At 67.9% G+C, this 23874-nt stretch carries 23 protein-coding genes and 1 other annotated feature; of the genes, 13 read left to right on the top strand and 10 right to left on the bottom strand.

What is annotated here, in order from left to right; translation table 11 throughout:
- Nucleotides 1-126 precede the first annotated feature (126 nt).
- The 3 genes from D9599_RS16970 (at nucleotide 127) to D9599_RS16980 (ending at nucleotide 3748) form a co-directional block, all read left to right on the top strand.
- A complete protein-coding gene (locus D9599_RS16970) occupies nucleotides 127-981 on the top strand; it encodes an alpha/beta fold hydrolase (protein WP_198382468.1) in 855 nt (284 codons plus the stop codon).
- A gap of 96 nt (nucleotides 982-1077) precedes the next feature.
- Entirely contained in the window at nucleotides 1078-2118 is a 1041-nt protein-coding gene (locus tag D9599_RS16975) for a zinc-binding dehydrogenase (protein WP_198382469.1), read from the top strand.
- 1 nt (nucleotide 2119) lies between these two features.
- Nucleotides 2120-3748 (top strand): FGGY-family carbohydrate kinase, encoded by a 1629-nt coding sequence (locus D9599_RS16980; RefSeq protein WP_198382470.1) that lies wholly within the window; start codon nucleotides 2120-2122, stop codon nucleotides 3746-3748.
- Here the strand turns inward: D9599_RS16980 and D9599_RS16985 are convergent.
- Nucleotides 3745-4692, bottom strand: coding sequence for a sugar-binding transcriptional regulator (locus D9599_RS16985; RefSeq protein WP_198382471.1), 948 nt, complete (start codon nucleotides 4690-4692; stop codon nucleotides 3745-3747). The two genes, D9599_RS16980 and D9599_RS16985, sit on opposite strands and share 4 nt — an antisense overlap.
- A 237-nt stretch (nucleotides 4693-4929) precedes the next feature.
- Here D9599_RS16985 and D9599_RS16990 point away from each other — a divergent pair, with 237 nt between their 5' ends.
- From D9599_RS16990 to D9599_RS17010, 5 genes are all read left to right on the top strand, one after another.
- Entirely contained in the window at nucleotides 4930-6252 is a 1323-nt protein-coding gene (locus D9599_RS16990) for an extracellular solute-binding protein (protein ID WP_198382472.1), read from the top strand.
- Nucleotides 6253-6262: 10 nt separating this feature from the next.
- Nucleotides 6263-7252, top strand: a complete 990-nt coding sequence (locus D9599_RS16995; protein ID WP_198382473.1) for an ABC transporter permease subunit — start codon at nucleotides 6263-6265, stop codon at nucleotides 7250-7252.
- Nucleotides 7249-8169 carry an ABC transporter permease subunit gene (locus D9599_RS17000; protein ID WP_198382474.1) on the top strand — a complete coding sequence of 307 codons (921 nt, stop codon included), beginning with the start codon at nucleotides 7249-7251 and terminating at the stop codon, nucleotides 8167-8169. Before D9599_RS16995 ends, D9599_RS17000 begins: the two co-directional genes overlap by 4 nt.
- A gap of 4 nt (nucleotides 8170-8173) precedes the next feature.
- Nucleotides 8174-8905, top strand: coding sequence for a glycerophosphodiester phosphodiesterase family protein (locus D9599_RS17005; protein WP_198382475.1), 732 nt, complete (start codon nucleotides 8174-8176; stop codon nucleotides 8903-8905).
- A 347-nt stretch (nucleotides 8906-9252) separates the two neighbouring features.
- Nucleotides 9253-9308: a sequence feature (sul1 is cis-regulatory element that is thought to sense ions involved in sulfur or methionine metabolism; They are found in Alphaproteobacteria), on the top strand.
- Between the two features lie 64 nt (nucleotides 9309-9372).
- Nucleotides 9373-10848 carry a SulP family inorganic anion transporter gene (locus tag D9599_RS17010; RefSeq protein WP_375373058.1) on the top strand — a complete coding sequence of 492 codons (1476 nt, stop codon included), beginning with the start codon at nucleotides 9373-9375 and terminating at the stop codon, nucleotides 10846-10848.
- A gap of 61 nt (nucleotides 10849-10909) precedes the next feature.
- On the opposite strand, the gene D9599_RS17015 is transcribed toward D9599_RS17010, so the two are convergent.
- Nucleotides 10910-11875, bottom strand: a complete 966-nt coding sequence (locus D9599_RS17015) for a tripartite tricarboxylate transporter substrate binding protein (protein ID WP_198382476.1) — start codon at nucleotides 11873-11875, stop codon at nucleotides 10910-10912.
- The gene (locus D9599_RS17020; protein WP_198382477.1) at nucleotides 11872-13302 is read right to left on the bottom strand and encodes an MmgE/PrpD family protein; all 1431 of its coding nucleotides are present in this window, start codon (nucleotides 13300-13302) and stop codon (nucleotides 11872-11874) included. The genes D9599_RS17015 and D9599_RS17020 overlap by 4 nt, the downstream gene beginning before the upstream one ends.
- Nucleotides 13303-13586: 284 nt before the next feature.
- Here D9599_RS17020 and D9599_RS17025 point away from each other — a divergent pair, with 284 nt between their 5' ends.
- Together D9599_RS17025 and D9599_RS17030 are read left to right on the top strand one after the other, a co-directional pair.
- A complete protein-coding gene (locus D9599_RS17025; RefSeq protein ID WP_198382478.1) occupies nucleotides 13587-14420 on the top strand; it encodes a tripartite tricarboxylate transporter substrate binding protein in 834 nt (277 codons plus the stop codon).
- Nucleotides 14421-14451: 31 nt separating this feature from the next.
- Nucleotides 14452-15237 carry an SDR family NAD(P)-dependent oxidoreductase gene (locus D9599_RS17030; RefSeq protein WP_198382479.1) on the top strand — a complete coding sequence of 262 codons (786 nt, stop codon included), beginning with the start codon at nucleotides 14452-14454 and terminating at the stop codon, nucleotides 15235-15237.
- Between the two features lie 7 nt (nucleotides 15238-15244).
- Here the strand turns inward: D9599_RS17030 and D9599_RS17035 are convergent, their stop codons facing one another.
- The 3 genes from D9599_RS17035 to D9599_RS17045 all read right to left on the bottom strand — a co-directional run bounded on the left by D9599_RS17035 (nucleotide 15245) and on the right by D9599_RS17045 (nucleotide 18042).
- Entirely contained in the window at nucleotides 15245-16048 is an 804-nt protein-coding gene (locus tag D9599_RS17035) for an IclR family transcriptional regulator (RefSeq protein WP_198382480.1), read from the bottom strand.
- A 76-nt stretch (nucleotides 16049-16124) separates the two neighbouring features.
- On the bottom strand, nucleotides 16125-17042 hold the full coding sequence (locus D9599_RS17040; protein ID WP_198382481.1) for an NAD(P)-dependent oxidoreductase: 918 nt from the start codon (nucleotides 17040-17042) through the stop codon (nucleotides 16125-16127).
- A 7-nt stretch (nucleotides 17043-17049) separates the two neighbouring features.
- Nucleotides 17050-18042 (bottom strand): aminopeptidase, encoded by a 993-nt coding sequence (locus D9599_RS17045; RefSeq protein ID WP_043829980.1) that lies wholly within the window; start codon nucleotides 18040-18042, stop codon nucleotides 17050-17052.
- Nucleotides 18043-18431: 389 nt separating this feature from the next.
- Here D9599_RS17045 and D9599_RS17050 point away from each other — a divergent pair, with 389 nt between their 5' ends.
- Together D9599_RS17050 and D9599_RS17055 are read left to right on the top strand one after the other, a co-directional pair.
- Nucleotides 18432-19337, top strand: coding sequence for a hypothetical protein (locus D9599_RS17050; protein WP_198382482.1), 906 nt, complete (start codon nucleotides 18432-18434; stop codon nucleotides 19335-19337).
- A gap of 255 nt (nucleotides 19338-19592) precedes the next feature.
- Nucleotides 19593-20177: a glutathione S-transferase N-terminal domain-containing protein gene (locus D9599_RS17055; RefSeq protein WP_198382483.1), complete on the top strand. Its 585-nt coding sequence runs from the start codon at nucleotides 19593-19595 to the stop codon at nucleotides 20175-20177.
- A gap of 202 nt (nucleotides 20178-20379) precedes the next feature.
- On the opposite strand, the gene D9599_RS17060 is transcribed toward D9599_RS17055, so the two are convergent.
- The 3 genes from D9599_RS17060 to D9599_RS17070 form a co-directional block, all read right to left on the bottom strand.
- Nucleotides 20380-20574: a hypothetical protein gene (locus tag D9599_RS17060; protein ID WP_198382484.1), complete on the bottom strand. Its 195-nt coding sequence runs from the start codon at nucleotides 20572-20574 to the stop codon at nucleotides 20380-20382.
- A 605-nt stretch (nucleotides 20575-21179) separates the two neighbouring features.
- A complete protein-coding gene (locus tag D9599_RS17065) occupies nucleotides 21180-21575 on the bottom strand; it encodes a response regulator (RefSeq protein ID WP_198382485.1) in 396 nt (131 codons plus the stop codon).
- A gap of 209 nt (nucleotides 21576-21784) precedes the next feature.
- Nucleotides 21785-22042, bottom strand: a complete 258-nt coding sequence (locus D9599_RS17070) for a DUF3126 family protein (RefSeq protein WP_198382486.1) — start codon at nucleotides 22040-22042, stop codon at nucleotides 21785-21787.
- Between the two features lie 596 nt (nucleotides 22043-22638).
- Here D9599_RS17070 and D9599_RS17075 point away from each other — a divergent pair.
- A complete protein-coding gene (locus D9599_RS17075; protein WP_198382487.1) occupies nucleotides 22639-23058 on the top strand; it encodes a DUF6525 family protein in 420 nt (139 codons plus the stop codon).
- Nucleotides 23059-23312: 254 nt separating this feature from the next.
- Here the strand turns inward: D9599_RS17075 and D9599_RS17080 are convergent, their stop codons facing one another.
- Nucleotides 23313-23726 carry a transposase gene (locus D9599_RS17080; RefSeq protein WP_198382488.1) on the bottom strand — a complete coding sequence of 138 codons (414 nt, stop codon included), beginning with the start codon at nucleotides 23724-23726 and terminating at the stop codon, nucleotides 23313-23315.
- Nucleotides 23727-23874 lie beyond the last annotated feature (148 nt).

Raw genomic sequence — 23874 nt, forward strand, 5'->3', positions numbered from 1 at the left:
CTCGATGGGGCCGGCGCCATCATACACCTCAGCGGCATTGCCGGAGCGCCGGCCAGCTTCCGGATGCCTTCCAGGTTGCCCATGCGCCAGCCTCTGCCCAGGATGGCTCCGAACGTAGGAACCTGAATGATGCTGCCACGTCGCTTGCTCTTGGCCCTGGCGGCCACGTGTTCGGCGCTGATCGCTCGCAGCGCCTGTGCCATGCCGGACGGAACCGAAGTCGCCCTTCCCGGCGTCCGGCTTTTTGTTCGCGACACCGGCGGAAACGGGACGCCCGTTATCCTGCTGCACGCCAACACAGGCACCAGCGCCAGCTGGGCGGAGCAGTTCGAGGCCATGTCCGCCGCCGGCTACCGGGTCATTGCGTTCGACCGGCGCGGATGGGGCCGCAGCCTGCCCGACCCCGCAGGGCCGCAACCCGGCAGCGTCGCCGAGGACCTCGCCGCGCTTGTCGATCACCTCCGCCTCCCGCCCTTCCACCTCCTCGGCGTGGCCGGTGGCGGCTTCGTCGCCCTCGATTACGCTGCCTGGCGTCCGGAGACGCTCCGGGGCCTCGTCGTTGCCGCCAGCACCGGCTCCTTTTCGGAGCCCGAGATGGAGCAGATGACCCGCAATCTTGACGTCCCGGGTTTCCGCCAACTCCCCGAGAGCTTCGTCGAGATCGGCCCCTCCTTCCGCGCCACCCAGCCCGAGCGCACCGCTACCTGGCTCGCGGCCGAGGAGACCGCGCGGCAGAAAGGCGCCCGCCCACAGCCGCTGCGCACGCCGAACACCTTCGCGAAGGCGGAGGCGATCCGCACGCCCTTGCTCGTGATTAGCGCCAGCGCGGATCTCCTGGCACCGCCGAGCCTCATGCGCGGCTGGGTCAGCCACATGAGGCAGGCCGAGTGGGTCGCGATCGCCGACGCCGGTCATTCGGTGCCGATGGAACAACCGGAACTGTTCAACCGCGCCGTGCTAGACTTCCTCCGCCGCCATTAGGGGCCGCGACGCAGCTGCTTTCGCCCCTCCTGGAAGCCTTAACTCTTGTATGGAATAAGTTACAGATGTAAAAAACCGGGGAACTGGGGGACCGCCGTGACCGAAGCCCTGTACCTCCGCGCTGCCCACGACGCCCGTGTCGCTCCGTTCAACCTGCGCGAGGGGCGGCCTGGCGAGACGCTCCTGAAGGTGGCGGCCGTGGGCCTCTGCGGCAGCGACCTGCATTATTACAAGGATGGCGGGATCGGCTCCGCCCAGATCAAATCCCCCTTCGTCCCTGGCCATGAGTTCGGGGGCTGGTTGACCGAGGATATAGAGGAGAAAGGCCTGCGCTGCGGGGCGCTGGTGGCGGTGGACCCGAACAAGGCTTGCGGCCACTGCGCCTATTGTCACTCCGGCCATCCGAACCTTTGCCCCAACGTGGAGTTCATCGGCGCCCCGCCCTTTGATGGCGCAATGACGAGTCAGATCTGGGTGCCCCGCAGCCAGATCGTGCCCCTTCCCGGGGAGTTCACGCCGCTCGATGCCGTGATGCTTGAGCCGCTCGGCGTCGCCATTCACGCGGTGGACCTTGCCAAGCCGCGCCTGCTGGAGCGCGTTGCCCTGCTCGGCTGCGGCCCGATCGGGCTGCTGATCCTGCAGGTCCTGAAGGCCGCCGGGGCGGGCGAGGTGCTGGCGGTGGATCCGCTGGAGCATCGTCGTGCAATGGCGGCACGGCTCGGCGCCGACCGCGCCGGCTCGTCGCTCGCGGATATTCAGGCCTGGACCGAGGGGGAGGGCGCGCCACTGGTGATCGAGGCGACGAACGCTCCGCTGGGCTTTCGCGATGCGATCCTCTCCGCCCGGATCGGCGGCCGCGTCGTGCTCGTCGGCATTCCGGACGGCGACACCTACACGCTGCCCGCCGCCGATGCCCGGCGCCGCGGCTTGAAGGTGAAGTTCTCCCGCCGGATGGGCGAGGTCTATCCGCGCGCCATTGCCCTGGTCGCTTCGGGCAAGGTGGACGTGGCCTCCCTCGTCACCCATCGCGTAACGCTGGAGGAGGGGCCCGCGGCCTTTCGGGCGCATGCGGGGGACGAGCCGGGCGTTATCAAGACGCTTATCTATCCGAATGGTGTGGAACGCGGCACCGCCTGACATGGACGGCCTCCTGCTCGCTGTTGATGTCGGCACGCTCTCGGCGCGGGCCGGGCTGTTCGACGCCACGGGCCGGTTGATCGCCACCGCTTCCGCGGGCTTCAAACTTCTCCGGCCGGCGCCGGACGAGAGCGTCTATCGCTTCGAGGAGATCTGGGCGGCAGTGGCGCGGGCAGTTCGCGGCGCGCTCCCCTGTCATCCGGGCGCCGCCGGCCAAGTGCGCGGCATGGCGTTCGACGCCACCTCCTCCCTCGCGCTTTCTCATACGGGCGCGCCACCGCTGGCGGAGAGGGCGGATGTGTTCTGCTGGGCCGACCATCGCGGCGAAGCCCTTGCCGAGACCATCACCACCACGGGCGACCGGCTGCTGGACTATACGGGCGGCACTCTCTCGCCCGAAATGCACCTTCCCAAGCTTCTATGGCTGAAGCGGCACGATCCGGCGGCCTGGGGCCGACTGACCGGAGCGCGCGACCTCTGCGATGCGCTCGCCTGGCGCGCGACCGGAGTGGACAGCCATTCCCTCTGCGGCCTCGCCTGCAAATGGCCCTACCTTCCCGCGGACGGCCCGACCGCCTGGCGGCAGGCGCTGCTCGAAGCCTTGGGCATCGGGGATCTGCCCGCGCTCGGCGCCCTCTCGCAGGCTCCTCGCCCCGTCGGCGCGGTGCACGGCCATCTCGCCCCCGCGGCGGCGGCGGAGCTGGGGCTTTTGCCGGGCATTCCGGTCGCGACAGGCCTGATCGACGCCGAGGCGGGCACGCTGGGGGCCCTGGACGGCGGCTTCATGGCCGCGATGAACGAGACCACCGTTCTGATCGGCGGCACCTCCACCTGCCTGATGAGCTTCGCGGCCGAGGAGCGCCGCATCCCCGGTGTCTGGGGACCCTTCCGCGACGCCGTCTTTCCCGGCCTGTGGCTGCACGAGGCCGGGCAGTCCCTAACCGGCGCCGCGCTGGATGCAGTGCTGGAGCAGCATCCGGCCGGGCCGCGCCGGGCCGCGCCGGAGACCCATGCCGCCGCCGCCGCCAGCATCCTGGGGCTGCTGGAGAGGGAAGGGGCGGCCTTCGCGGCAGGGCGCCACCTGGTGCCCGACTGGCTGGGCAATCGCTCGCCGCTCGGCGACGGCCGTGCCCGCGCCCTCGTGAGCGGACTGGGCGAGGAGCGGAGCGAGCGCGACTTCCTCGAGGCCTATTACGCCACTGCGCGCGGCATCGCTCTGCAGGTGCGCCACATCCTCGATCACCTGGACGCGCATGGCTATGCCATCCGCCGTGTGGCCCTGGCTGGCGGCCACGCGCGCAACCCGCTCCTCGTCGCCCTCTACCGCGATGCGCTGGAGCGCGAGCTGCTGCTGCCTCAGACACAGGAACCGGTGCTGCTCGGGACCGCCATGGCGGCCGCCGTCGCGGCCGGCTGGCATCCGGACCTGCTCTCCGCTCTCGCCGCCATGGGCCCGGATGCCGAGCCGCAGCCAGCCGATCCCTCCGCGGCGCGCGCACACGGGGTGGCCTATGGGATCTACCGGCGGCTTTTCGAAGCGCGCAATCTGGCCCTGCGGGATGCTGCGGCTCTCATGGCCATGGGACGAGGCGCCGGGCGGCATGCCGGATCGGCACGAGGCGGCGGCTAATCCACGAGGGATAGCGCCGCCTTGGCGGTCTCCTCATCCGTCACGAGCACCTTCGGGATGCCGCCGCGCAGTGCCGCCGCCACCACCGCGGACTTGTTGCGCCCGCCCGCCGCCAGGACGACATTGCGCACCCCGGACAGCCATGCAGAGGGCAGCCCGATCACCCGCTCGTTGATCGCATGGTCGATCGTCCGCCCCTGCGCGTCCAGGAACTGGCCGAGCACGTCCCCGACGGCGCCGGCCGCCCGCAGCTCCTCCACGGTCACGTCCTTCGGAAGGCCGTGCCGCACGAGGAGCGAGCGCGGGGTGAGATCACCGAGGGAGAGCAGCGCCAGATCCACGGCGCGGATGCGCTCGAAGACCTCGGCGAAGACGTCGAGCGCCACGAGCGTGTCGCGCGAGGCGGCGCTGCCGGCATAGATCGGCGCCGCGAGGTAGCTGCACTGCGCATTCAGGCGCCTGGCCAGCTCTCCCGCCGTCTCGAAGGTGTTCAGCTCCAGCCCCTGGGTAAGCCCGCCCATCATGGCGGTGACCCAGAGCGCCGGCAGATCGGCCGGGACGATGTGGCGAATGGTTTCGCGCAGCGTGGCCCCCCAGCCGACGCCGAAGACGGAGACCTTCGTCCGCGCCAGATAGCGCGAGAGATAGTCCCCCGCGGCCATGCCGATGAGGCCCGCGACCCTCTCCGGATCCTCAGGCGTGGGCACGATGACGGCATCCACGAGGCCAAAGTCCCGCATAAGCCGCCGCTCCAGGGCGACGCAGCTCTGGAGCTGAGAGGCGATGTGGACGCGCACGAGGCCGCTTTCGCGGCACTCGGAGAGGATGCGGTTCACGCGCAGCCGGGTCAGGCCCAGCCGCGCCGCGATCTCGCCCTGCGTCAGGTCCTCCATGTGGTAGAGCCAGGCGACGCGCACCTGAAGCTGCTCGTCGGAACCGCTCAACCCACATACCCTCCCACCCGGCGCCCTGGTTGGGCAACAAGCTGTGCCATCCGCGCGCGCCTGTCACGGGTTGGACATATTACATTTGTGCTCCTCGATTTACATGTGCTCTCCTGCCTCCTAGCCTGCATGCACGATGCGGGACGGCGCGTGGCATCCACGGCTCCGGCCGAGTGCCGCGGCGAAGGCCGGTCAGGGCACCGAGCCCTCCGGCAAGTCACAGGGAAGGAAACAGAGATGACCCCCTCACTCCCCCGCCGCACCGTCCTGGCTGCCGGCGCCGCCGCGTTGCCGCTGCTGCACGTCCGGACGGCGAAGGCCGCGCCGCGCGAGATCCGGTTCTGGCACGCCATGAGCGGCGTGAACGGCGAGCGGCTGGAGGAGATGACGCGGCAGTTCAACGCCTCCCAGTCCGAGTTCAGCGTCACGCCGATCTTCAAGGGCACCTATGACGAGCTGATCAACGCCACCGTGGCAGCGTACCGCACCCGCACCCAACCCCAGCTCGTGCAGATCTACGAGCGCGGCTTCATGACCATGCTGCTCTCCGGCGCCGTCGTGCCCGTGCAGGAACTGATGGCGGCGCAGAAGCACGAGGTGAACTGGGGCGACTTCATCAAGCCGATCGCCGGCTACTACACCCATCGCGGGCTGCTCGCGGCCATGCCTTTCAATTCCTCGACCCCGATCCTGTTCTTCAACAAAGCGCATTTCTCCAGAGCAGGCCTCGAGAGGCCAGCGGAAACCTGGCAGGGCCTGGAGGACCAGCTCCGGCGTGTGAAGGCCGCGGGCGGCCCCGGCAGCATCATGGCCGACGATTACCACTGGAGCTGGTTCGAGAATTACAGCGCCATCAACGACTATCAGTACGCCACGAAGAACAACGGCTTCAGCGGGTTGGACACGGAGTTCACCTATAACAGGACGCCCGTTGTCCAGCAGCTCGGCCGCATGAAGCGCTGGATGGATAGCGGGCTGCTGGAGATCGCAGGGCAGGGCGTCTCCGCCACCGCCGTCTTCACCTCCGGCCGTTCCGCCACCTTCATCGCCTCCACTGCCGCCCACTCGGCGATGATGGCGGCCAGCGGCCTCGAATGGGATGCGGTCCCGCTTCCCTGGGAGGAGGGGCGCACGCCCCGGAACAGCGTCATCGGCGGCGCCGTGCTCTGGGCGCTGCGGGGCCATCCCGAGGCGGACAACGCCGCGACGGCGACCTTCCTCGCCTTCGTCGCGAAGCCAGAGACGCAGGTCTGGTGGCACAAGGCGACCGGCTACGTCCCCGCCACCAATGCCGCCTATGCCCTGGCCAAGTCGCAGGGCTGGTACAGGGAAAGGCCGACCCAGGAGATTGCCGTGCAGCAGCTCTCGCGCGGAGAGCCCACGGCGAATTCCCTCGGCTACCGCTTCGGCAACTTCACCCAGACCATGCTCGCCCAGCGCGAGGAGGCGGAGCGCGCCTTCGCCGGGCAGAAGGCGCCGCAGGTGGCGATGGACGACGCCGTGGCACGCGGCAACGAAATTTTGCGCCGCTTCGAGCGGCTGAACGCCGGAAAGTACTGAGCGGCGTGCCATGAGCGAGAGCACGGTCGCGACACTGCCCGCCACCCGGCGTGCACTTTGGCCGGCGCTTCGGCGCCGCAGGCCGGCGGTGCCCCGCGTCGAGCACGGCGTGAAGGCGGCGGGGTTCGGCGGGCAGTTCCTGCCCCTGCTCCTGCTCACGCCGCAGTTGCTGATCCTCATCCTGTTCTTTTTTATCCCCGCCGTTCGCGGGCTGGCCCAGGCCTTCCTCCTCCAGGACCCGTTCGGACAGGAGGTGCATTTCGTCGGGCTGGAGAACATCACCTCCCTTCTCCGCAGCGCGGAGTACCGGGAATCCCTGCGGCTCTCGGTTGTCTTCACGGCAGCCACGACGGTTCTCACCTTCTCGGCCGGCCTGGTGCTTGCCTTCGCGACGGACCGCGTGACGCGGGGGCGCAATGCCTACCGGGCCGTGCTTCTGATGCCCTATGCCATTGCACCGGCCATCGCGGGCTTCGTTTGGGCGTTCCTGTTCAACCCGCTTGTGGGGCCGGCGGCGACACTGCTGCATTCCCTGGGCATCGCCTGGGATCCCAACCGCAACGGCCAGGATGCCATGCTGCTGGTCATCCTCACCGCGTCCTGGAAGCATCTCTGCTACGATTACATCTTTCTCGTCGCGGCACTCGGCGCCGTGCCGCGCTCGGTTATCGAGGCCGCGGCGGTGGATGGGGCAGGGCCGCTGCGCCGCTTCGTCTGGATCACCCTGCCGATGATCGCGCCGACGGTCTTCTTTCTCCTCATCATGAACACGGTCTACGGGCTGTTCGAGACCTTCGCCATCATCGACGCCGCCACGCGCGGCGGACCGGCCGCGGCCACCAGCATTCTCGTCTACAAGGTTTATGTGGACGGCTTCATCAACCTCGACCTCGGATCCTCGGCCGCGCAATCCGTGCTGCTCATGATCTTCGCCGTGGCGCTGACCGTCATTCAGTTCCGCCTCATCGAGCGGCGGATCAGCTACGACGTATCCCAATGATTGAGCGCGCTCCCTGGCTGGATGCGGCCTGCCACGTCGTCCTCGTCCTCGCGGCGCTGCTTACCTGCGTGCCGCTTTACTACGCGGTGGTTGCGGGCTCGCTGACGACGGAGGCGGTGCAGCGCGTGCCGCTCCCGGTCATCCCGGGCGACGCCTTCCTCGAAAATGCACGGGCTGTATGGGCCCGCATCGGGCTCGGAAGGCTGCTGCTGAACTCCGCGGTGGTGGCTATCGGCATCGCCCTGGGCAAGCTCGCTATCTCGGTGCTCTCGGCCTTCGCGATCACCTATTTCCGCTTCCGTTTCCGCCAGGCGGCCTTCTGGTTGATCTTCCTCTCCCTCATGCTGCCAGTGGAGGTGCGGATCGTGCCGACCTTCGAGGCCATGACGGACGTGCTGATGCCGGTGCGCCTGCTGGTGCAGCTGAGCGGGATCGACTGGGCGATCCAGGCGATGACGGGCTGGCGGCTGGAGATCTCGGCCGATTGGAGCCTGCTCAACTCCTATCCAGGCCTTATTTTTCCTCTCATGGCCTCGGCAACCGCCACCTTCCTCTTCCGGCAGTTCTTCCTGACCATCCCGGACGAGCTCTGCGAGGCCGCGCGGATCGACGGCGCCTCGCCCATGCGCTTCTTCCGGGACATCCTGCTGCCCCTTTCCCGGCCGAACCTGGCGGCACTCGGGATCATTTTCTTCCTCTTCGGCTGGAACCAGTATCTATGGCCCCTGCTCTTCACCACGGAGCCTTCGATGGCGACGGTGGTAATCGGGATCAAGCAGCTCGTTCCTCACGGGGATTCCATTCCCGCCTGGAACCTCACCATGAATGCCGCCGTGCTGGCGATGTTGCCGCCCGTCGCCGTCGTGCTGCTGTTGCAGCGCTGGTTCGTGAAGGGCCTTATCGAGTCGGGGAAGTAGGTGCATGGGGAAGCGGATCATCGGCCATCGCGGCGCGCGCGACCTCTGGCCCGAGAACGGGTTGTTGGGCTTCCGCGAGGTGCTGGGCCTTGGCGTCGCGGGGGTCGAGTTCGACGTGCACCCCACAGCGGATGGCGACCTGGCCGTCATTCACGACCCCACTCTGGACCGCACGACGGATGCTCAAGGACCCGTGGCTGCCAGGACGATGGAGGAGTTGCGCGCGCTTCGCCTGAAGGGCGGCGAGGAGGGCGTGCCCTCGCTCGACGAGGTTCTGGACGTGCTCGCCCCCAGCGGTACGGAACTCCACATCGAGCTGAAGGTGGATCACGCGGGGCGGCCCTATCCGGGGCTCGAGGTTCGTGTGGCCGAGCATGTTCGTCGTCGCGGCCTTTCCGCGCGCACCGTCCTCACCTCCTTCTGGCCAGAAGTTCTGCACCGGCTACGCGCCACCTGCCCCGAGGGACGGCTCCTCGCCTCGGTCAACGCCTCCTCGGCGGAGAAGCTGGGCGGGCTCGATGCGGTGCTGAACGAACTGGACGAGGCGCGGGTCGATTACGTCGCTGTGCATCATGTCCTGCTCTCGCGCGAACTGGACCGCCTGCTCCATCGCGTCGGCACCCCCCGCCTCGGCGTCTGGGTTGTCAACGAGCCCGCGGAAATCGTCCGCTGGTTGGCTGCGCCAGTGACGCTCATCACCACGGACCGCCCGGACCTTTTTCAGCGTCAGGACTGACCATCGGCCTGCTTGCCCCCTGCGCGAAGGCGCTGGGCAAGTCTTGATGGTTCGGGCGACGACACCCGCCTCCGCGCCGTCCTTGCTGACGCAGTCCTGCTTGCTGTCAGCTCGCAAGATCCGCCGTATCGCAATCGTGCTCACGGGCAGCAGAGGAAGTTGGAACGGCGCGGTGCCACCCGACGGACCCAGCCGTCCCCGACAAGAGGTGTTCAGCACCAAGCGACGTTCGTTGATCTCTATCGAATGGGTGCGGAGTCCCGAAGACCAAGCAGACCCCGTTGAAACAGCGCCTCACCTGTCTTGTTGCGGCGCAGCATTTCTCTTGCTAAGATCAGCCTATTCACCCAGGACCCGGTGTAACTCCGGGTGGCTCTTCCGGCCGCCGATCCGCCGGATAACGCACAAGACGCGATTATTGGGGGGCACCGAGCAGTGCTCCTTTGCGCCAGTTGCGGACCTTCCTCATGAAATACAGCCTCACCTCCCACGACTGGACTGAATGGTTCAGCGGAATGGCCCGCCTGCGTCAGGATGTTCTCGCAGGCATGGTCGGCACTTTCGCGCTTATCCCCGAGGTCATTGCCTTCTCCTTCGTCGCCGGCGTGGATCCGCAGGTCGGTCTCTTCGCCTCCTTCGTCATCGGCGTCGTGATCGCCTTTGCCGGCGGCAGGCCGGCCATGATCTCCGGCGCGGCGGGCTCGGTCGCATTGGTTGCGGCGGCCCTGGTGGCGAGTCACGGACTGCAATACCTCCTTGCGGCCACGGTGCTCACCGGCGTGTTCCAGATCGTCTTCGGCCTTCTCCGGCTCGATGTGCTGATGCGCTTTGTGTCCCGTTCCGTCCGCACGGGCTTCGTCAACGCCCTGGCCATTCTCATCTTCTCGGCGCAACTGCCGCAGATGCTGGGTGTCACCTGGCATACCTACGCGCTGATCGGCGCCGGTCTGGCCATCATCTATCTCGTGCCGCGCCTGACGACCGCTATTCCCTCACCCTTGATCTGCATCCTGTTGCTGACGGGCTTCACCATGCTGGTGCCCATGCCCGTGACGACCGTGGCCTCGCTCGGCCGTCTGCCGGATTCCCTACCCTCTCTCCTCATCCCGCAGGTGCCTTTCAGCCTGGATACGCTGACGATCATCGCCCCCTACGCTCTGGCCATGGCCGCGGTGGGGCTGCTGGAGTCCATGATGACAGCCAGTGTGGTGGACGATCTGACCGATACGACCAGCTCGAAGGCGCGCGAGTGTGCCGGCCTGGGGTTGGCCAATCTCTCGGCCGGTCTCTTTGGGGGCATCGCCGGCTGCGGCATGATCGGGCAGACCGTGGGCAATGTCCGGTTCGGCGGCCGCGGCCGCGTCTCGACGCTGACCGCCGGCGTGTTCCTGATGGTGCTGATGGTGCTGCTGCGCCCCTGGATGGCGCAGGTGCCGGTGGCCGCGCTGGTCGCCATCATGATCATGGTCTCGATCGAGACCTTCTCCTGGTCCTCGCTGCGCGAGCTGTCGCGGCAGCCCCGGATGTCGGGCCTGGTGATGCTGGCAACGGTGGCGGTGACCGTGCTCACCCACAACCTCGCCGCCGGCGTGACGGTCGGCGTGCTGCTCAGCGGCGTGTTCTTCGCGTTCAAGGTCACGCAGCTGATGAGCGTGAGCAGCGAGTACGAAGCGGCCACCGACACCCGGACCTACCACGTCATGGGACAGGTCTTCTTCGCCAGCGCCGACATCATGGCCGACGAGTTCGACATGCGGGATGCCGCCCGGCGGGTACGCATCGATCTCACCGCCGCGCATCTATGGGATGTCACGGCGGTCGGTGCGCTGGAGAACGTGGTGAGCAAGTTGCGGCGCCACGGCGCGGCCGTTGATGTCATCGGGCTGAACACGGCAAGCGCCATCCTCGTGGACCGCTTCGGTCCCACCATCCGGCCCGGCTAGGGGCGTGCTCGACCGGTCGCCCCTGGAGGCGGCCTCGAGGGTTCGCCGGGCTGGAGTGGCGCTACTGCTTCGGCACCCCGGCCGCTGAGGCAATGCCCTCGACGAGCCGGATCTGCTCGGGCAGGGCCGCGGCGAGCGCCGCGCCGCCGACGAGATCGGGGATGAGGCCGGCACCAAGCATGCGTTCCGTCATCGCCGGGGTGGCAAGTCTCTGCCTAAGGGTGCGCTCGATCGTCAGCACGGCTTCATTCGGGGTGTTCGCCGGCGCGAAGATGCCGATCCAGGCCGGAAACTCCAGGCCAGGCAGGCCGGCCTCCGCCACCGTCGGCACGTCCGGCAAGCCCGTGAAGCGCCTGGGCGTCATCACGGCGAGCGCCCGGATCTGCCCGGCGCGAACCTGAGGAGCCGCGTTCGAGATGGAGTCGAACATCACCTGCACCTGTCCGACGAGCAGGGCGGTCGAGGCCGGCACGGCCCCGTTGAACGGCACATGCAGCAGCTTCGTGCCGGTCCTCTCCTGAAAGAGCTCGCCCGCGAGGTGGAGGATTGTTCCCGTCCCCGACGACGCATAGGCGATGGTTTCGGGCGACTGCCTGGCTCGTTCGGCGAGTTCCCGCAGCGTCGTCACGGGCAGGGAGGGATGGGCCACGATGAGCACCGGTCCCTGCGCCACCAGGGAGACCGGCCTGAAGTCCCTGACCGGGTCGTAGGGCATCTCGGCGCGCACGACGGGCGCGATCACCTGGGTCGACGCGGAGGTGACCAGGAGCGTGTATCCGTCGGGCCTCGCCTTGGCCACGTAGTTCGCGCCGATGGTGCCTCCGGCACCCGGCCGGTTCTCGACGATGAAGAACTGGCCGAGCTCCTTCTGCAGTTCCTCCGCAGCCAGGCGAGCGACGAAATCCACCGGCGATCCCGGCGGAAACGGGTTGATGAGGCGAACACCGCGCGCCGGATACGTCTCGGCGGCAGCCAGGCTCGACCAGGCGGCCATGACGGCGCCGGCCAGCTTCGAGATCCACCTCATCGCGCCGCTCCTCCCACCCTGTCCTGTTTCCGACTCGCGGCCGTACCCGGTGGGGCGGTGAGTTGGCCGGTATCCGCCATCCTGGCCCCGGGCTGTTCCCGGCGCCCGTCCGCTTCGCCGGGCCATAGCCAGGCCGCCGCTTCCGGAATGGCCTGTACCTTCGCAAGAAGGGGAAACGGCCGGCGGAACCCGCTCTCGAAGGTGGCCAGACAGCCGGACAGCTTGGCCGCCACCGCTGCACGGGAGGGTGGATCCTGCGGCGAGCCGGGGATGACGCTGCGGGAGAAGCGGCCGATGCGCGCTCCCGCACCGTCCAGCACCTCCATCGTGACCTCGCCCGCGGTGATGTCCCCGCCGCTGTCACGGGCCGGATCCTCGGAAAGATCGATGCGGTCCAAAAGCTGGAGAATGTCGGGGCGCAGGGCGGCATCGTCGAAGTGGCCGAGGCCGGGGGCGCCGTCCAGCAGGGCGGCAGCGATGCAGTAAGGCCCGGAGAACTTGGCTTCCAATCCGTTCCGGGGCCGTGTGTAGCGCAGCACCTCCAGGCTCCGCTTCGGGGCCAGCAGCCGGAAGCGGGTGCCGCCTTCCGTCAGCCCGGCCCCGAGCGCCGAGCGGGCATCGAGAGCAAGGCCGATGAGGCGATGACTCGCGTAGCAGCACGGATAGAGCTTGAGGGCCAGGAGGTCCGGCCGTGCCTCGAAGGCTTCATCGCTCAGGTCGGCAATCCCGTCCCCGGTGCCGTAGAGGTCGGCATAACCACCGGGTGCGAAGACATCGGAGCTTCCCTCGAAGCCGGCCGCGGCCAGCCGGGCGGCACGGAATCCGGCCGCGGCCGCGAGTCCGGCCTGGGCCGGCTTCGCCATGGTGCCGAAGTTTACCCGGAGCCCCCCGGACTGCGCGGCGGCCAGGGCGAAGGCCGAGGCGAGCTGCCGCTCGTCGAGGCGCCGGAGGCGCCCGGCCGCCGCGGCGGCGGCAAAGGCACCGATCGTCCCGGTGCCATGCCAGCCGCGGTGGTAGTGACCAGGGCCGACGCGCCTTGCAACGGCCAGAGCGGCAGTCAGGCCGGCCGCGAAGGCAGCAAGGATCTCCTCCGGATCGTCGTCGCGATCGGCACGGAGGATCGCCGGGAGGATGACCGCGCTCGGATGCGTTGCGCTATCGAGATAGACGTCGTCGAAGTCCAGGGCGTGCGCGGCGATGGCGTCGAGCATGACCGCCGCATCCTCGCCCTCCAGCGTGCTGCCGGACCAGGAGCGGGCGGCCCCGCCCGCATAGGCTCGCGTGGCGGCCGCGACGGCAGGCTCGGCCCAGCCGGCAGCCGCGACGCCGACCGTGTCCGCGATTGCCCGGCCGAGAAGATCACGGTGAGCGGCCTCTCCGCCGTCGCTGGCGCGCACCGCCGCCGACAGCTGCAGGATGAAGCTCAATGCCACGTCGATCCCCCGATTGGTCGCAGGTCCGGCCCTTCGAAGAGCTGGCCTGCATTCTTCCTTGCGCATCCCGTAACACCATCTATCATGCCGTTCAACAGAACTATTTTCCGGTGAACGGAAAAGAGTGGGAGGTTTTCATCGTGTACCGACGCGCCCTGGCTCGGCTTGCAGCATCCGGCGTCCTTGGTAGCGCTCTGGCCCCCAACGCATGGGCGCAGGCCTACCCGAGCAAACCTATCAGCATCGTCGTGCCCTTTCCGCCGGGCGGCGGCACTGACGTGCTGATCCGACTCATGACCGAGCGGCTAGGAGAACTGCTCGGCCAGCCTGTGGTCGTGGACAACCGGCCGGGCGCGACCGGCAGCATCGGCAATGACCGTGTCGCGAAGGCGCCGCCGGACGGGTACACGCTGCTGGCCCAGGCCTCCATCATCGGCGTCTTCCCGCACATGCTGCCTGGCCTGCTCTACAATCCGCTCCGGGACTTCGCGGCCATCGGCATGATCGGCGAGACGCCCACGGTCTTCGTCGCGCATCCCGACTTTCCGGCCTTGGTCCTGAAGGATCTCGTGCAGGCTTCCAGGCGCAAGCCACTGACCTTCGGCACGGCCGGGATCGGGTCACCGCAGCATCTCGGCACCGAGAGAATGACGCGGGAACTCGGCATTGCCGCCGAGCACGTTCCCTACCGGGGCACGGCGCCCGCCGTAACGGACCTGCTGGGTCGACAGATCGACTTCGCCGCCTTCAGCCTCAGCTCCGTCCTGCCGCTCATCCGCGAGGGCAAGGTCAAGGCGCTCGCGATCCACCGCTCGCAGCGCTCGACGCTCGCGCCCGAGATCCCGGCCGCCGCGGAGCAGGGGGTGAACGACGCGGGCTCCAGCGTGCGCTTCCTGCTGCTCGCGCCCGCCCGGACGCCTGAGCCCACGATCGCGCGCCTGAACGCGACGCTCAACGCCGTCCTGCGTGTTCCGGATGTCGCCAAGGGGTTTGCCGACCGCGGCTACGAGGTTATCGCCTCCACGCCGGAGGTCGCGCAGGCCGATATCGCCGAGCAGGAACGAATCTGGGCGCCGGTCGTGCGACAGCTCGGCATCTCGATCACTGATTAGGGTGCGGAGCGCAGGAACTGGGGGAGGGAGCATGTCGCCGGACCTGAAAGGAAGAGTCGCGATCGTGACCGGCGGCGGAGGAGGAATCGGCCGCGCCACAGCCTTGCTGTTCCGCCAGCACGGAGCCCGCTTGGCGCTGTTCGACCGGAGCGAGGAAAGCCTGCGGGCGGCCTCCGGCGAGGACGACGGCACGATGACGGCCGTGGTGGACGTGACCGATGCGGCCGCCGTCGCCGCGGCCTGCGCGCGGGTGGAGGAGCGGTTCGGCCGGATCGACATCCTCGTCAACGTCGCCGGCGGCGGCCTGCCGCGGACGCTTGACGCCACGCCGGCCGCCGACTGGGACCGGATCGTCGCCCTCAACCTGAGCGCGCCTTTCTATTGCATCCAGGCCGCCGCGCCGGCAATGCGGCGGGCCGGGGGAGGTGCCGTGGTGACTGTCTCCTCCCTTGCCGCGCTGCAGATCTCGCTGAACAACGGGGCGAGCTACACTTCCGCGAAGTCCGGCGTGCTCGGCCTCACCCGGCACGCCGCTTTCGAGTTGGCGCGCGACCGCATCCGGGTGAACGCGGTGCTTCCAGGTCCCATTATGACGCCGCAGATGGACGCGAAGATCGATCCGGCGACGCGCGAGGCGATCCCGCGCAAGGTGCCGCTCGGCCGCTGGCTCACGCCGGAGGAGGTGGCGGCGCCGATCCTCTTCCTGTGCTCCGACGCGGCTTCCGGATGCACCGGCACGCATCTCGTCGTGGATGGGGGCCTGCACATCGGCTCGCCGACCGATGCGGCGACGTATTTCGCGCGACGCGACGGCTGAAGGGGCGTCAGCCCGCGACGGGTGGGTATGCGCCCTTGTAGCCCAGCGCGCGGCTCAGCAGTTCGGCCTGCTGCTTCAGAAGATGGGTCAGCACCGGTTCCTGCGCGGCCTCGAAGCGCATCTGCGGGATCGTGAGGCACAGGCTGCCGACCACCTTGTCACCCTTCATGAGCACAGGGGCCCCGAGCCCCACCGCCCCTGGGATCTTCTCGCCCCAGGAAACGGCGTAGCCCCGCGCACGGATGGAGCGGAGGTCGGCGCGCAGCTGGTCGCGCGGTGGGGCAGGGCGGCCGTCCGCCGGCGACGGCGTGCCCAGTGCCATGGCCGCCTCCTGCTCCGCCTCCGGCAGGAAGGCGAGGACTGAGCGGCCCGTCGCGCCCCAGAGCAGGCTGTGCGCCGCATAGATCTGCAACTCATAGCGGAGCGGATGAGACGAGTTGATGCCCTCGAGCACGCTGACCTGGTGTGTGGAGGGGAGGTGCACGACGAAGAGGCAGGCCTCGTTGCAGCGGTCCACCACCGCCTGCACGAAGGGGCGCGCGATCGCCTTCAGGCTGGAGCTGGTCGCAATGAGGGAGCTGATCCGGATCAGCTCCACACCGACTTGGTAGCGGCGCGAGGCGGGATCGTGCTGCACGATCCCCTCGGCGATCAGAAGCTGGAGCAGGCGGTGAACGGTGCTGGCGGGGAGCTGCAGCCGGTCTGAGATCTGGGTGACGGTGACCTCGCCACCCGCCTCCGCCAGGAAGCGGAGCAGCCGCACGACGCGCAGCACCGTGCCGACCGACTTCGCCTCGCCTGTGTCCTCCATCCTCGCCGGCCCCCTGGAGGCACGGAAAGCCACCTCGGATGCGATAGGAGAAAGCCTCCTGCCGTTCAAGGGCTTCTCAGGCGCCCGAGGGCGCGGCCCTGCCCTTCACCTGCACGCCGGCCCATGCCTCGAAGTGTCGGACGAGCTCCGAATAGTCCTGGTCGGGCGCGCCCTGCGAGACACCGTAGTTCCAGAGCGTCGAGACGTGGTCGCCGACGAAGGTCGGCATACCCAGCGACCGGCCGAGCTCGCGGTAGAGGTCGATGTCCTTCGTCCCGATCGCCAGCGGCCCGCCGTAGTCGAAGCTGCGCGGCAGCACGGCGCGCGGGAACTTGTCCGCGGTGGCCGAGTTGCGCCCCGTGCCGGCATTCACGACATCCACCAGCGTGTCCGCGTCCAACCCCGCCTTGACCCCCAGGACGATCGCCTCGCAGGCCGCGAGCATGCCCGCGAAGGAGATGAGATTGTTCACGAGCTTGGCGACCTGCGCGAGGCCCGGCGCATCGCCAACCACAAGCACGCGGCGCGCGAGGTCGGCCAGCACCGGAGCGAGCCGCGCTTGCGCCGCGGCCGATGCCGCGAGAATGGTGGTGAGATTGCCTTCCGCCGCCCAGGCCGGTCCGCCGCTCACGGGCATATCGGCAAGCTCGATGCCCGTTCCGTCCAGGCCGCGGACGATGGCCGTGATGGTCGGCTGCCCGATGGTGGAGGCCTCTACATAGACCTGCACGGCACCGCCGCGCGCAACGCCGTCCTCGCCCAGCGCGACCGCGAGGCTGGCTTCGCGAGAGGGCAGGCAGGCAAAGACGATGGCGGCCTGGTCGGCAACCGCTCGCGGCGACGGCACCGCCTCTGCGCCCCGTGCCACCAGGGGCGCGACCGCGGCGGGATCGGGGTCGTAGACGGCGAGGGAATAACCCGTGTCGAGCAGGCGTGCACACATGGCGCCGCCCATGTGCCCGCACCCGACAAACCCGATCCGCTCCGCTGGCATCGTTGCGTCAGTCCACAAGAATGCGGCCGCCGCGGGTGAGCACCTGTCCGTCGACCTCGATCTCCGGCGCGCTGATGACACCTTCCAGCCTGAGGCGGGCGTGACAGGTTCCGCCAAGCGCGATCGTGTCACCGATGCCGATGTGGGACGTGCCGTACTTCTTCTTGTCCGTGCGCATGCTGCCGGTCGGCGTCACCTTGGGGTTGAGGCCGATAGCCACCTCGGCCGGCGCGTTCAGGTTGTTGGGGTCGTCGTGGCGGCGCAGGATATCGTTCCAGATCTCCGCCTCGCGCCCGCCCTCGATCGCGGTCACCATGCCCTTGCGGATGGTCAGCCGGAGAGGCTCCTGGATTCGGCCGACCGAATGGGCCGTGAGGTCGAAGACGACCGTTCCCTCACCCGTTCCTTCCACGGGGCAGACATGGGCTTCGCCGTCCGGGAAGGCGCAGCCGCCCCCGCCGTCCGGGCGCAGGCGCAAGGGTAGGCCCGCGATCGAGCGACCGGGGCGGCCTTTGATGCTCGCCGTCAGGTCGGTGCCGTTGTCGCAGCGCACGCGAACGGTCTCGCCTGCGCTGAAGATGGCGGCGAGCTTCTGCCCAAGGGCGTTGAGGGCGTGGTAGTCCGCGGAGGCCGGTCCGTCCGGCGCGAGCATGGCCGGCGTCAGCTCCTCCATAAGGATGAAGCGCTGGCCCCGATCCACCAGCGCATCGGTGATCGGTGCGTGCGCCATCGCTGTGCTGGTAAGATAGATGCAGAGGTCCACGTCGTCGCCCATGGCAGCGCGGCGGATCGGCGCGACAGGGTCTGTTGCGTGCGTCTCGCGCGGGCTCATGATTGTGACCACGGGCTCGATCCCCATTTCCCGCGCCGCGGCGGAAAGGCCCTGCCAGAGAAGCGGGTCCATGGCGGTGTCGGTGATGATGAGGATGCGGTCACCGGACTTCGCGTTCAGCTCCAACGGCGTCCGGAGCATCCGCGTGATTTCGGCCAGTTCGGGCATTCGCGCGGTTCTCCGCATTCTGGGACGGTTTAGAAGGATGCATAAAGCTAGTTTTTCCGATGAACGGAAAACTATTCCGAATGTAGAGCGGAGCCTTATCCGGAGCAAGCGGGATCGCTCATCGATGGATCGGCACGCATCGTGTGGTCAGGTTCCGTCAGTTCCTACGCCTCGGCTCCATTCTGCCGACGAAAGGCTGACGAACTACGGCGTAGTGCAGACGGATGCGCGATGGGCGGCGTTGGACTTGCGTTCGCTGTCGAGGCTCGAGAGCGTGTTGGCCTCGGCTACCGCTCAGGTGGGACAGCGGCGCGCACCTTCGCGCAGGGGGGGCGCTCACCGCAGCAGGCGACGGCCGGCAATCTGGGCTGCCAGGAAGGAAGCGGCAGGTGACTGACGAGACGGCAGGGTTCACCGCGACCCAGCGCGAGGCCGGCGACGGCACACCCGGAGCGACGGCCGCCTTCCCCTATGACCGCATGACCGTGGAGCGCTTCCGCGAGGCCTTCCCGAAGGCGCGGTGGCGCGACGACCTTGGGGCTTGGTTCGTGCCGGGCACGCGGGCGGAGCGACGCCTGAAGGCATGGATGGGGCGCGAATGGTCGGGCGTGCTTGCCTATGCCGATCAGCGCGGACGCGATGCCTTCGCTTTCGAGCCGATCGCGAGCACCTACCTGGAGGTAGGAGACGGCTTCGTGGTCCGGACGCCGTATTCCCGTACTGTCATTGCCGAGCTGCGAGAGGTGCCCTGGGCGCGGTGGGACCCCGCACTGAAGGCATGGCGCGTGCCCTTCCGGTCCTTTGAGGAGTTGCGCAGGCGCTGGCCCGCGATCGAGACGGCCGCCCGCATAGCGGAGCCCGAGGAGCGACGGAAGCGCGAGGAGAGCCGCAAGGCCTCTCCCGAGCACGAGCAGAAGCGGGCCGAGGCCGCGGAGCGCCGGCGAAACAGGTACCCTGTGCCGGAGGACGCGACACCGCCACTTGATCGCGTGCTGATGACCCATGTGGGAAGCGTCGTGTTCGAGGAAATCACCGGCGAGCTTGTCGAGCCCACGACCGCCGCTCGCTTCTACCCCGCCGTCGCTGCTGGAGCGGCGGCGCTGATCTGGTCGGCTTGGCGAAGGCCCAGCCATGCCGAGCTTGTCCAGGCTTGGCCCGCGCGAACGCCGCCCAGCCCGGCCGACTTGGCTCGTGGCTGGTGGCAGCCGACGATCGAGGTGCTGCGACAGGAACGTCGCAAGTCGGGCTCTCTGGAGCGGGCGCAGGCGACACGTCGGTCGAAGGCGGGGCAGTGATCAAGCTCCGGCTGGGCCAGCCGCGTTGCGGTGGCGGCTGCACCCGATTGGAAGCAGCCCTTCCGGTTTGGATGGCTGAATGAGGCGTTCGGCTATCCAACCTCAGCCTCTCCGGAGGGGCGGCCATTGATGGGTTCATGTGGATGTGATCCGAATGCGAGAAGAGGCTCGCTGCGGCCGCCGGACCTGGCCCGGGACCGCACTGGGTGGATCTACCGGCACCGTGTTCGGCCGCAGTAAAGAGGAGAGGACGGGATGAAGCTCTACTACGCTCCTGGCGCGTGCAGTCTGGCCGACCACATTGCCCTGCACCAAGCGGGGCTCTCGTTCGAGCACGAAAAAGTCGACCTGAAGACAAAGCGCACGGCCAGCGGCGCTGACTTCAATGCGGTCAACCCCAAGGGGTACGTGCCCGCACTGACGCTCGACACGGGCGAGATCCTCACTGAGAACGTCGCGATTCTCGACTGGGTGGCCCATCAGAACAGCGCGCTGAAACCCTCGGGAGCGATGGGCCACACCCATCTGCTCGAGCTTCTCGCCTTCATCTCGACCGAGATCCACAAAGCGTTCAAGCCCTTCTTCTCCGGTGCGGGAGATGAGGAGAAGAGGAAAGCCGGCGAGGTGATTTTGAAGCGGATGTGGTATCTTGCCGATAGGATGAAGGACGATTTCCTGTTCGGCTCCAGCGTAAGCGTCGCGGATTGCTATCTCTTCGTCATGCTTCTCTGGGCTCAGAAGAACGGGCTCGACGTACCCGCCAAGCTGGTCGCTTACCGTGACCGGATGATGACGCTGCCATCCGTGAGAACGGCGATGACGCATGAAGGCTTGATTTAGCGGCACGCCCCGGCGTCGAGCGTCATGGCCTGACCCATGATGCTCGACAGGCGTGTTCGCCAGGCGACAAGCCAGGGCTCGCGATCACTCGGCGTCAGGAAGGGACGGGATGAGGCCTGTATTCCGGACGGGCGAATAAGCGCGGTTCGCCCCTATGGGGACGAACCCGATGATCATGCGCCCGGCCGAGCTAGGTCGCACGTCAGCGGTTCAGGACGCGGCGGCCGGCCTCGTAGGCGGCCTCGGCCCCCGGGAAGCCGTCCGGGGAGCGGGCGACGAGGGTAGAGCCCTGCCAGATGGTCCAGCGCCAACTGTTCCGGCCTGACCCCTCCCTGCTGATCCGGATTTCCTTGGCTTCGGGGGCCTCGTGCGCGGGGCGGAGCGGTTTCGTAAGCATGGTCGCGTCCTAGAAGCGCCGGCGCGTGATGCCAAGCCTGGAGAGTACGACCCCTGGGGAAAGCGCCTGGATACAGGCGCCATCCTGCGGCCGGAGCGCCGCCTTGGCCGCTTTGCGGCTTATCCGCAGCGGCGCTCCCGCCCTTCATTAGGACAAGCCGCCCAATTTCATCACTCTGACGGCGTCACCGGTCCAGCCATAGGATCGTGTCCGCTCGCCCGCGGCAGGCGGCGCCGGTTGCGTTATGCCAAATCGACCGCCTCCAGCGCCACGCGCCCGCCACATGGCGTAGGGGCCGACATCGGACGAAGTTTAGACGGACTTCCCGGGGTGCTCGCGCACGAGCCGCACGAAGCCGTCGAAATCCTTGACGGGCGGCTGCGGGCTGATCGCGAGAAGGTTGTAGGTGTCCACGAGGAAGGCGACCAGCGCGGAACCCTGCTCAGCACCGAGCTGTTGACTAGCAGAAGTGTGTACCCGTCGGGTCGGGCGGAAGGCGCCTAGTGCGCCGATGCCGCCATCTGCTCTCTCCAGTTCAACCCTGACGGAACCGTCGTTGTAACGGACGACCTAACAGTTGCTGCTCGGGGCCGCCCCCGGCCGCGTCAGTCTGCCGTGCCGCGACGCATGATGTCGGCGAGGCATGAAACCACCTCCGCTGGACCATAGGGCTTGGTGATCACGGGGGCATCCGTGTGCTGCCCCTTGTTTACCGCCGACGCTTCGTAGCCGGTCGCGAACACGAACGGCACGCCGAGCGCGGCCAGGCGATCGGCAACCGGAAGGGCCGACTGGCCATCGGCGAGGCTGTAGTCGATGACGGCGGCGTCGATCCCGCCCTCGGACAGGGCCGTCTTGATTGCGGACAGCGCCTCGGCGACCCTCGCGGCCTGCACGACCGTCTGCGCGCCCGCGATCATCAGCGCGTCCTCCAGCAGGAAGGTGATCAGCGGCTCATCCTCCACCACGAGGATCCGCCGCCCTTGAAATTCCGAAGCCATGGTAAACTCCTTGGCCGAGAACAGCCGTGTGTCTGGAACCTACATCGGGAGCGCGCTCCGGCCCAGATCAAGCCGGCGGCTCCCAAACGGCCCTAATTCCTACCCTTCAGCAACAATTCTACCCTGCGCTGTGATCCAGCAACCTTGCCTCGCTCCCGCGGGCTTGTCCCCACGCCAAGGATGTAGCGGCGCCGGATTGGTCGGGAGCGTCAACGCCCCCGCTTGGTGCCAGATGGCGCCGGCGCGGATGGAGCGGCAGGGGGCAGATCCTCCTCCAGGATCGAGAGGTGCACGGCGTAGGAAATTTCACCGTCCTCCGCATCGCGGTGGAGGGTGCCGATCACCTCGCCCCCGGCCTCGACCTCGACGCTCATCCCCGCCTGCTTCGGAGGTATGACGCTGATGCGCTCCGTCCCCAGCAGCCGGCGCAGATAGGCCTGCACACGCTCGATCTCAGACTTCGTCACGCTTGAACAACTCCTATCGGCTCGGGCGCCATCGCGGGCTCCCCCAGCCGAGATGATCCACCTTGCGGCGGTGCTGGCTGACGGGGGGAGGAGAACCTGACGCGCTTCACCGCCCTCCGCAGGAGCGTGGCGATGGATCGAGCCGGGTGAGCGCGCTGGCGTGACACATGCCGGACATGGGGCATTCAGGGCCGCTCGCGCAAGGGCGACGGATTCTCGGCCATATTGTGGTGCAGGGGAGCGGCCTGCCCGCCAAGTCCGCGCTGAGCAAGCCGCCGAAAGGTGGACCGATCTCGCCTGCGTCACGCCGTGCGGGGGGGAGGGGAGCAACCCTAGCTACGATACTTGCAACACGCCCTTCTGGGACCGTTTGGTCCGTTCAGTCCGGGCTGAGGGGCTGATAAAGCCGCCGCGTTTGGCAGCGTCACCGGCAGCAATAAGGGTTGATCGCTGCGTGAGACGCGGGGCCGCTTTGCGTTGATCGCAGGGGGGAAGACGAAATGTACCGCAATCGATCCAACGCGAAGCATACGTGCCCAGCACCAAGTAGCTGACGTTACGACTTGTCTAGGGTCACTCATTCGATAGAAGGCCGCATGGACAACAGCATGGCGGCCAAGCCCTACAGCAAGCTCAAGGGTGACCCTTACCGGGCATATGAGGAACTGCCGGTCGAGGTGCGCCAAGCCTTGCAGGAAGCCTTGGTGGACTGGTGCCCCCTGCGTGCCCGCGAATGGCATCTTCACCTGCTGCATCGCCAACGGCTCCGGCCGGCGCAGGCAGCGTTCTTTCTTGTCCAGACGATCCGCGGACAGGATCATGCGGAAGTAACCGCCTTCGCAAGGACATGGCCTAACGGCGCCCAGGCCTATCCGCACCTCGCGGCTGACGCGACACTGCAACGCTATGTAGGAACGGATGGTATCCCAGCAGCCAAGCCTGTTCCTATCAACAAGACGAAAACGCGGTCCAAGGCGAAGGCCAAGCACTCAGCACGCCGGTGCTCCTGGCGCTGAGCGCGAGGCCACAGCAATCTCGAACGAGCGTCAGCGAGCAATGCTGGCAGCGACGGCGTGTGAAGCCTGGGGTTGCACAAAGCAGCTTCTTTGATCAACGGTCGTGCCCGAATGATCGGAACAACCTATGCTGAGGTCGATGCCTGTAGAAGCTTCGGAATCTGCAAGCTGAAACGCAGGGAATGGCACGATTGCAGGAACTCCACACTCCTGCCGAAATCCTCGGGCACCTTCTCGGTGGCCGCTAGGTCCTGTTAGCGCCTGAGGCAGTCGAGGGTGGCGGCGAGGTGTAGGACGCCGAGGAAGCTGGAGGCGGTCTTCTCGTAGCGGGTCGCGACCGCTCGCCATTCCTTGAGCCTGGCCCAGAGACGTTCGACCCTGTTGCGGTTGTTGTAGAGCCAGTCTGGACAGACGACCGGGGCCTCGTTCCTGCGCCGGGGTGAGGAGGCGCTCCCGAACGCCGAGCCGCGACCAGTGAATGGGGTCTGGGCTCCCATCCAACACGCCCCCTTCTCCAAGGGGAGGGCTCGCCACTTCGCCCCATTGTCGTGCCGCCAGAGGATCGCGCCGACGGTGCGACGCAGGAGTTGGGGCGGTACCTTGGCGTACGGGCGGCAGGCCTCGACCAATGGTTCCAGCACGAACCACTGCTCGTCCGTCGGTGCCATCGCATCCTCCGCAAAGCCGGAGAACGCCCGCTCGCCCAGCGGCTCAGGCGCTAAAAGGACCTACTCGCAGTTGCCGGCGGCACGCCGACGCGGAGGGTTGTCGCGGAGCTCCTCACCAGACCGCACAACCTGGCCGCGCCAGTAGCCA

The organism is Roseomonas sp. KE2513, from assembly GCF_016107305.1.
Taxonomy (GTDB): domain Bacteria; phylum Pseudomonadota; class Alphaproteobacteria; order Acetobacterales; family Acetobacteraceae; genus Roseomonas.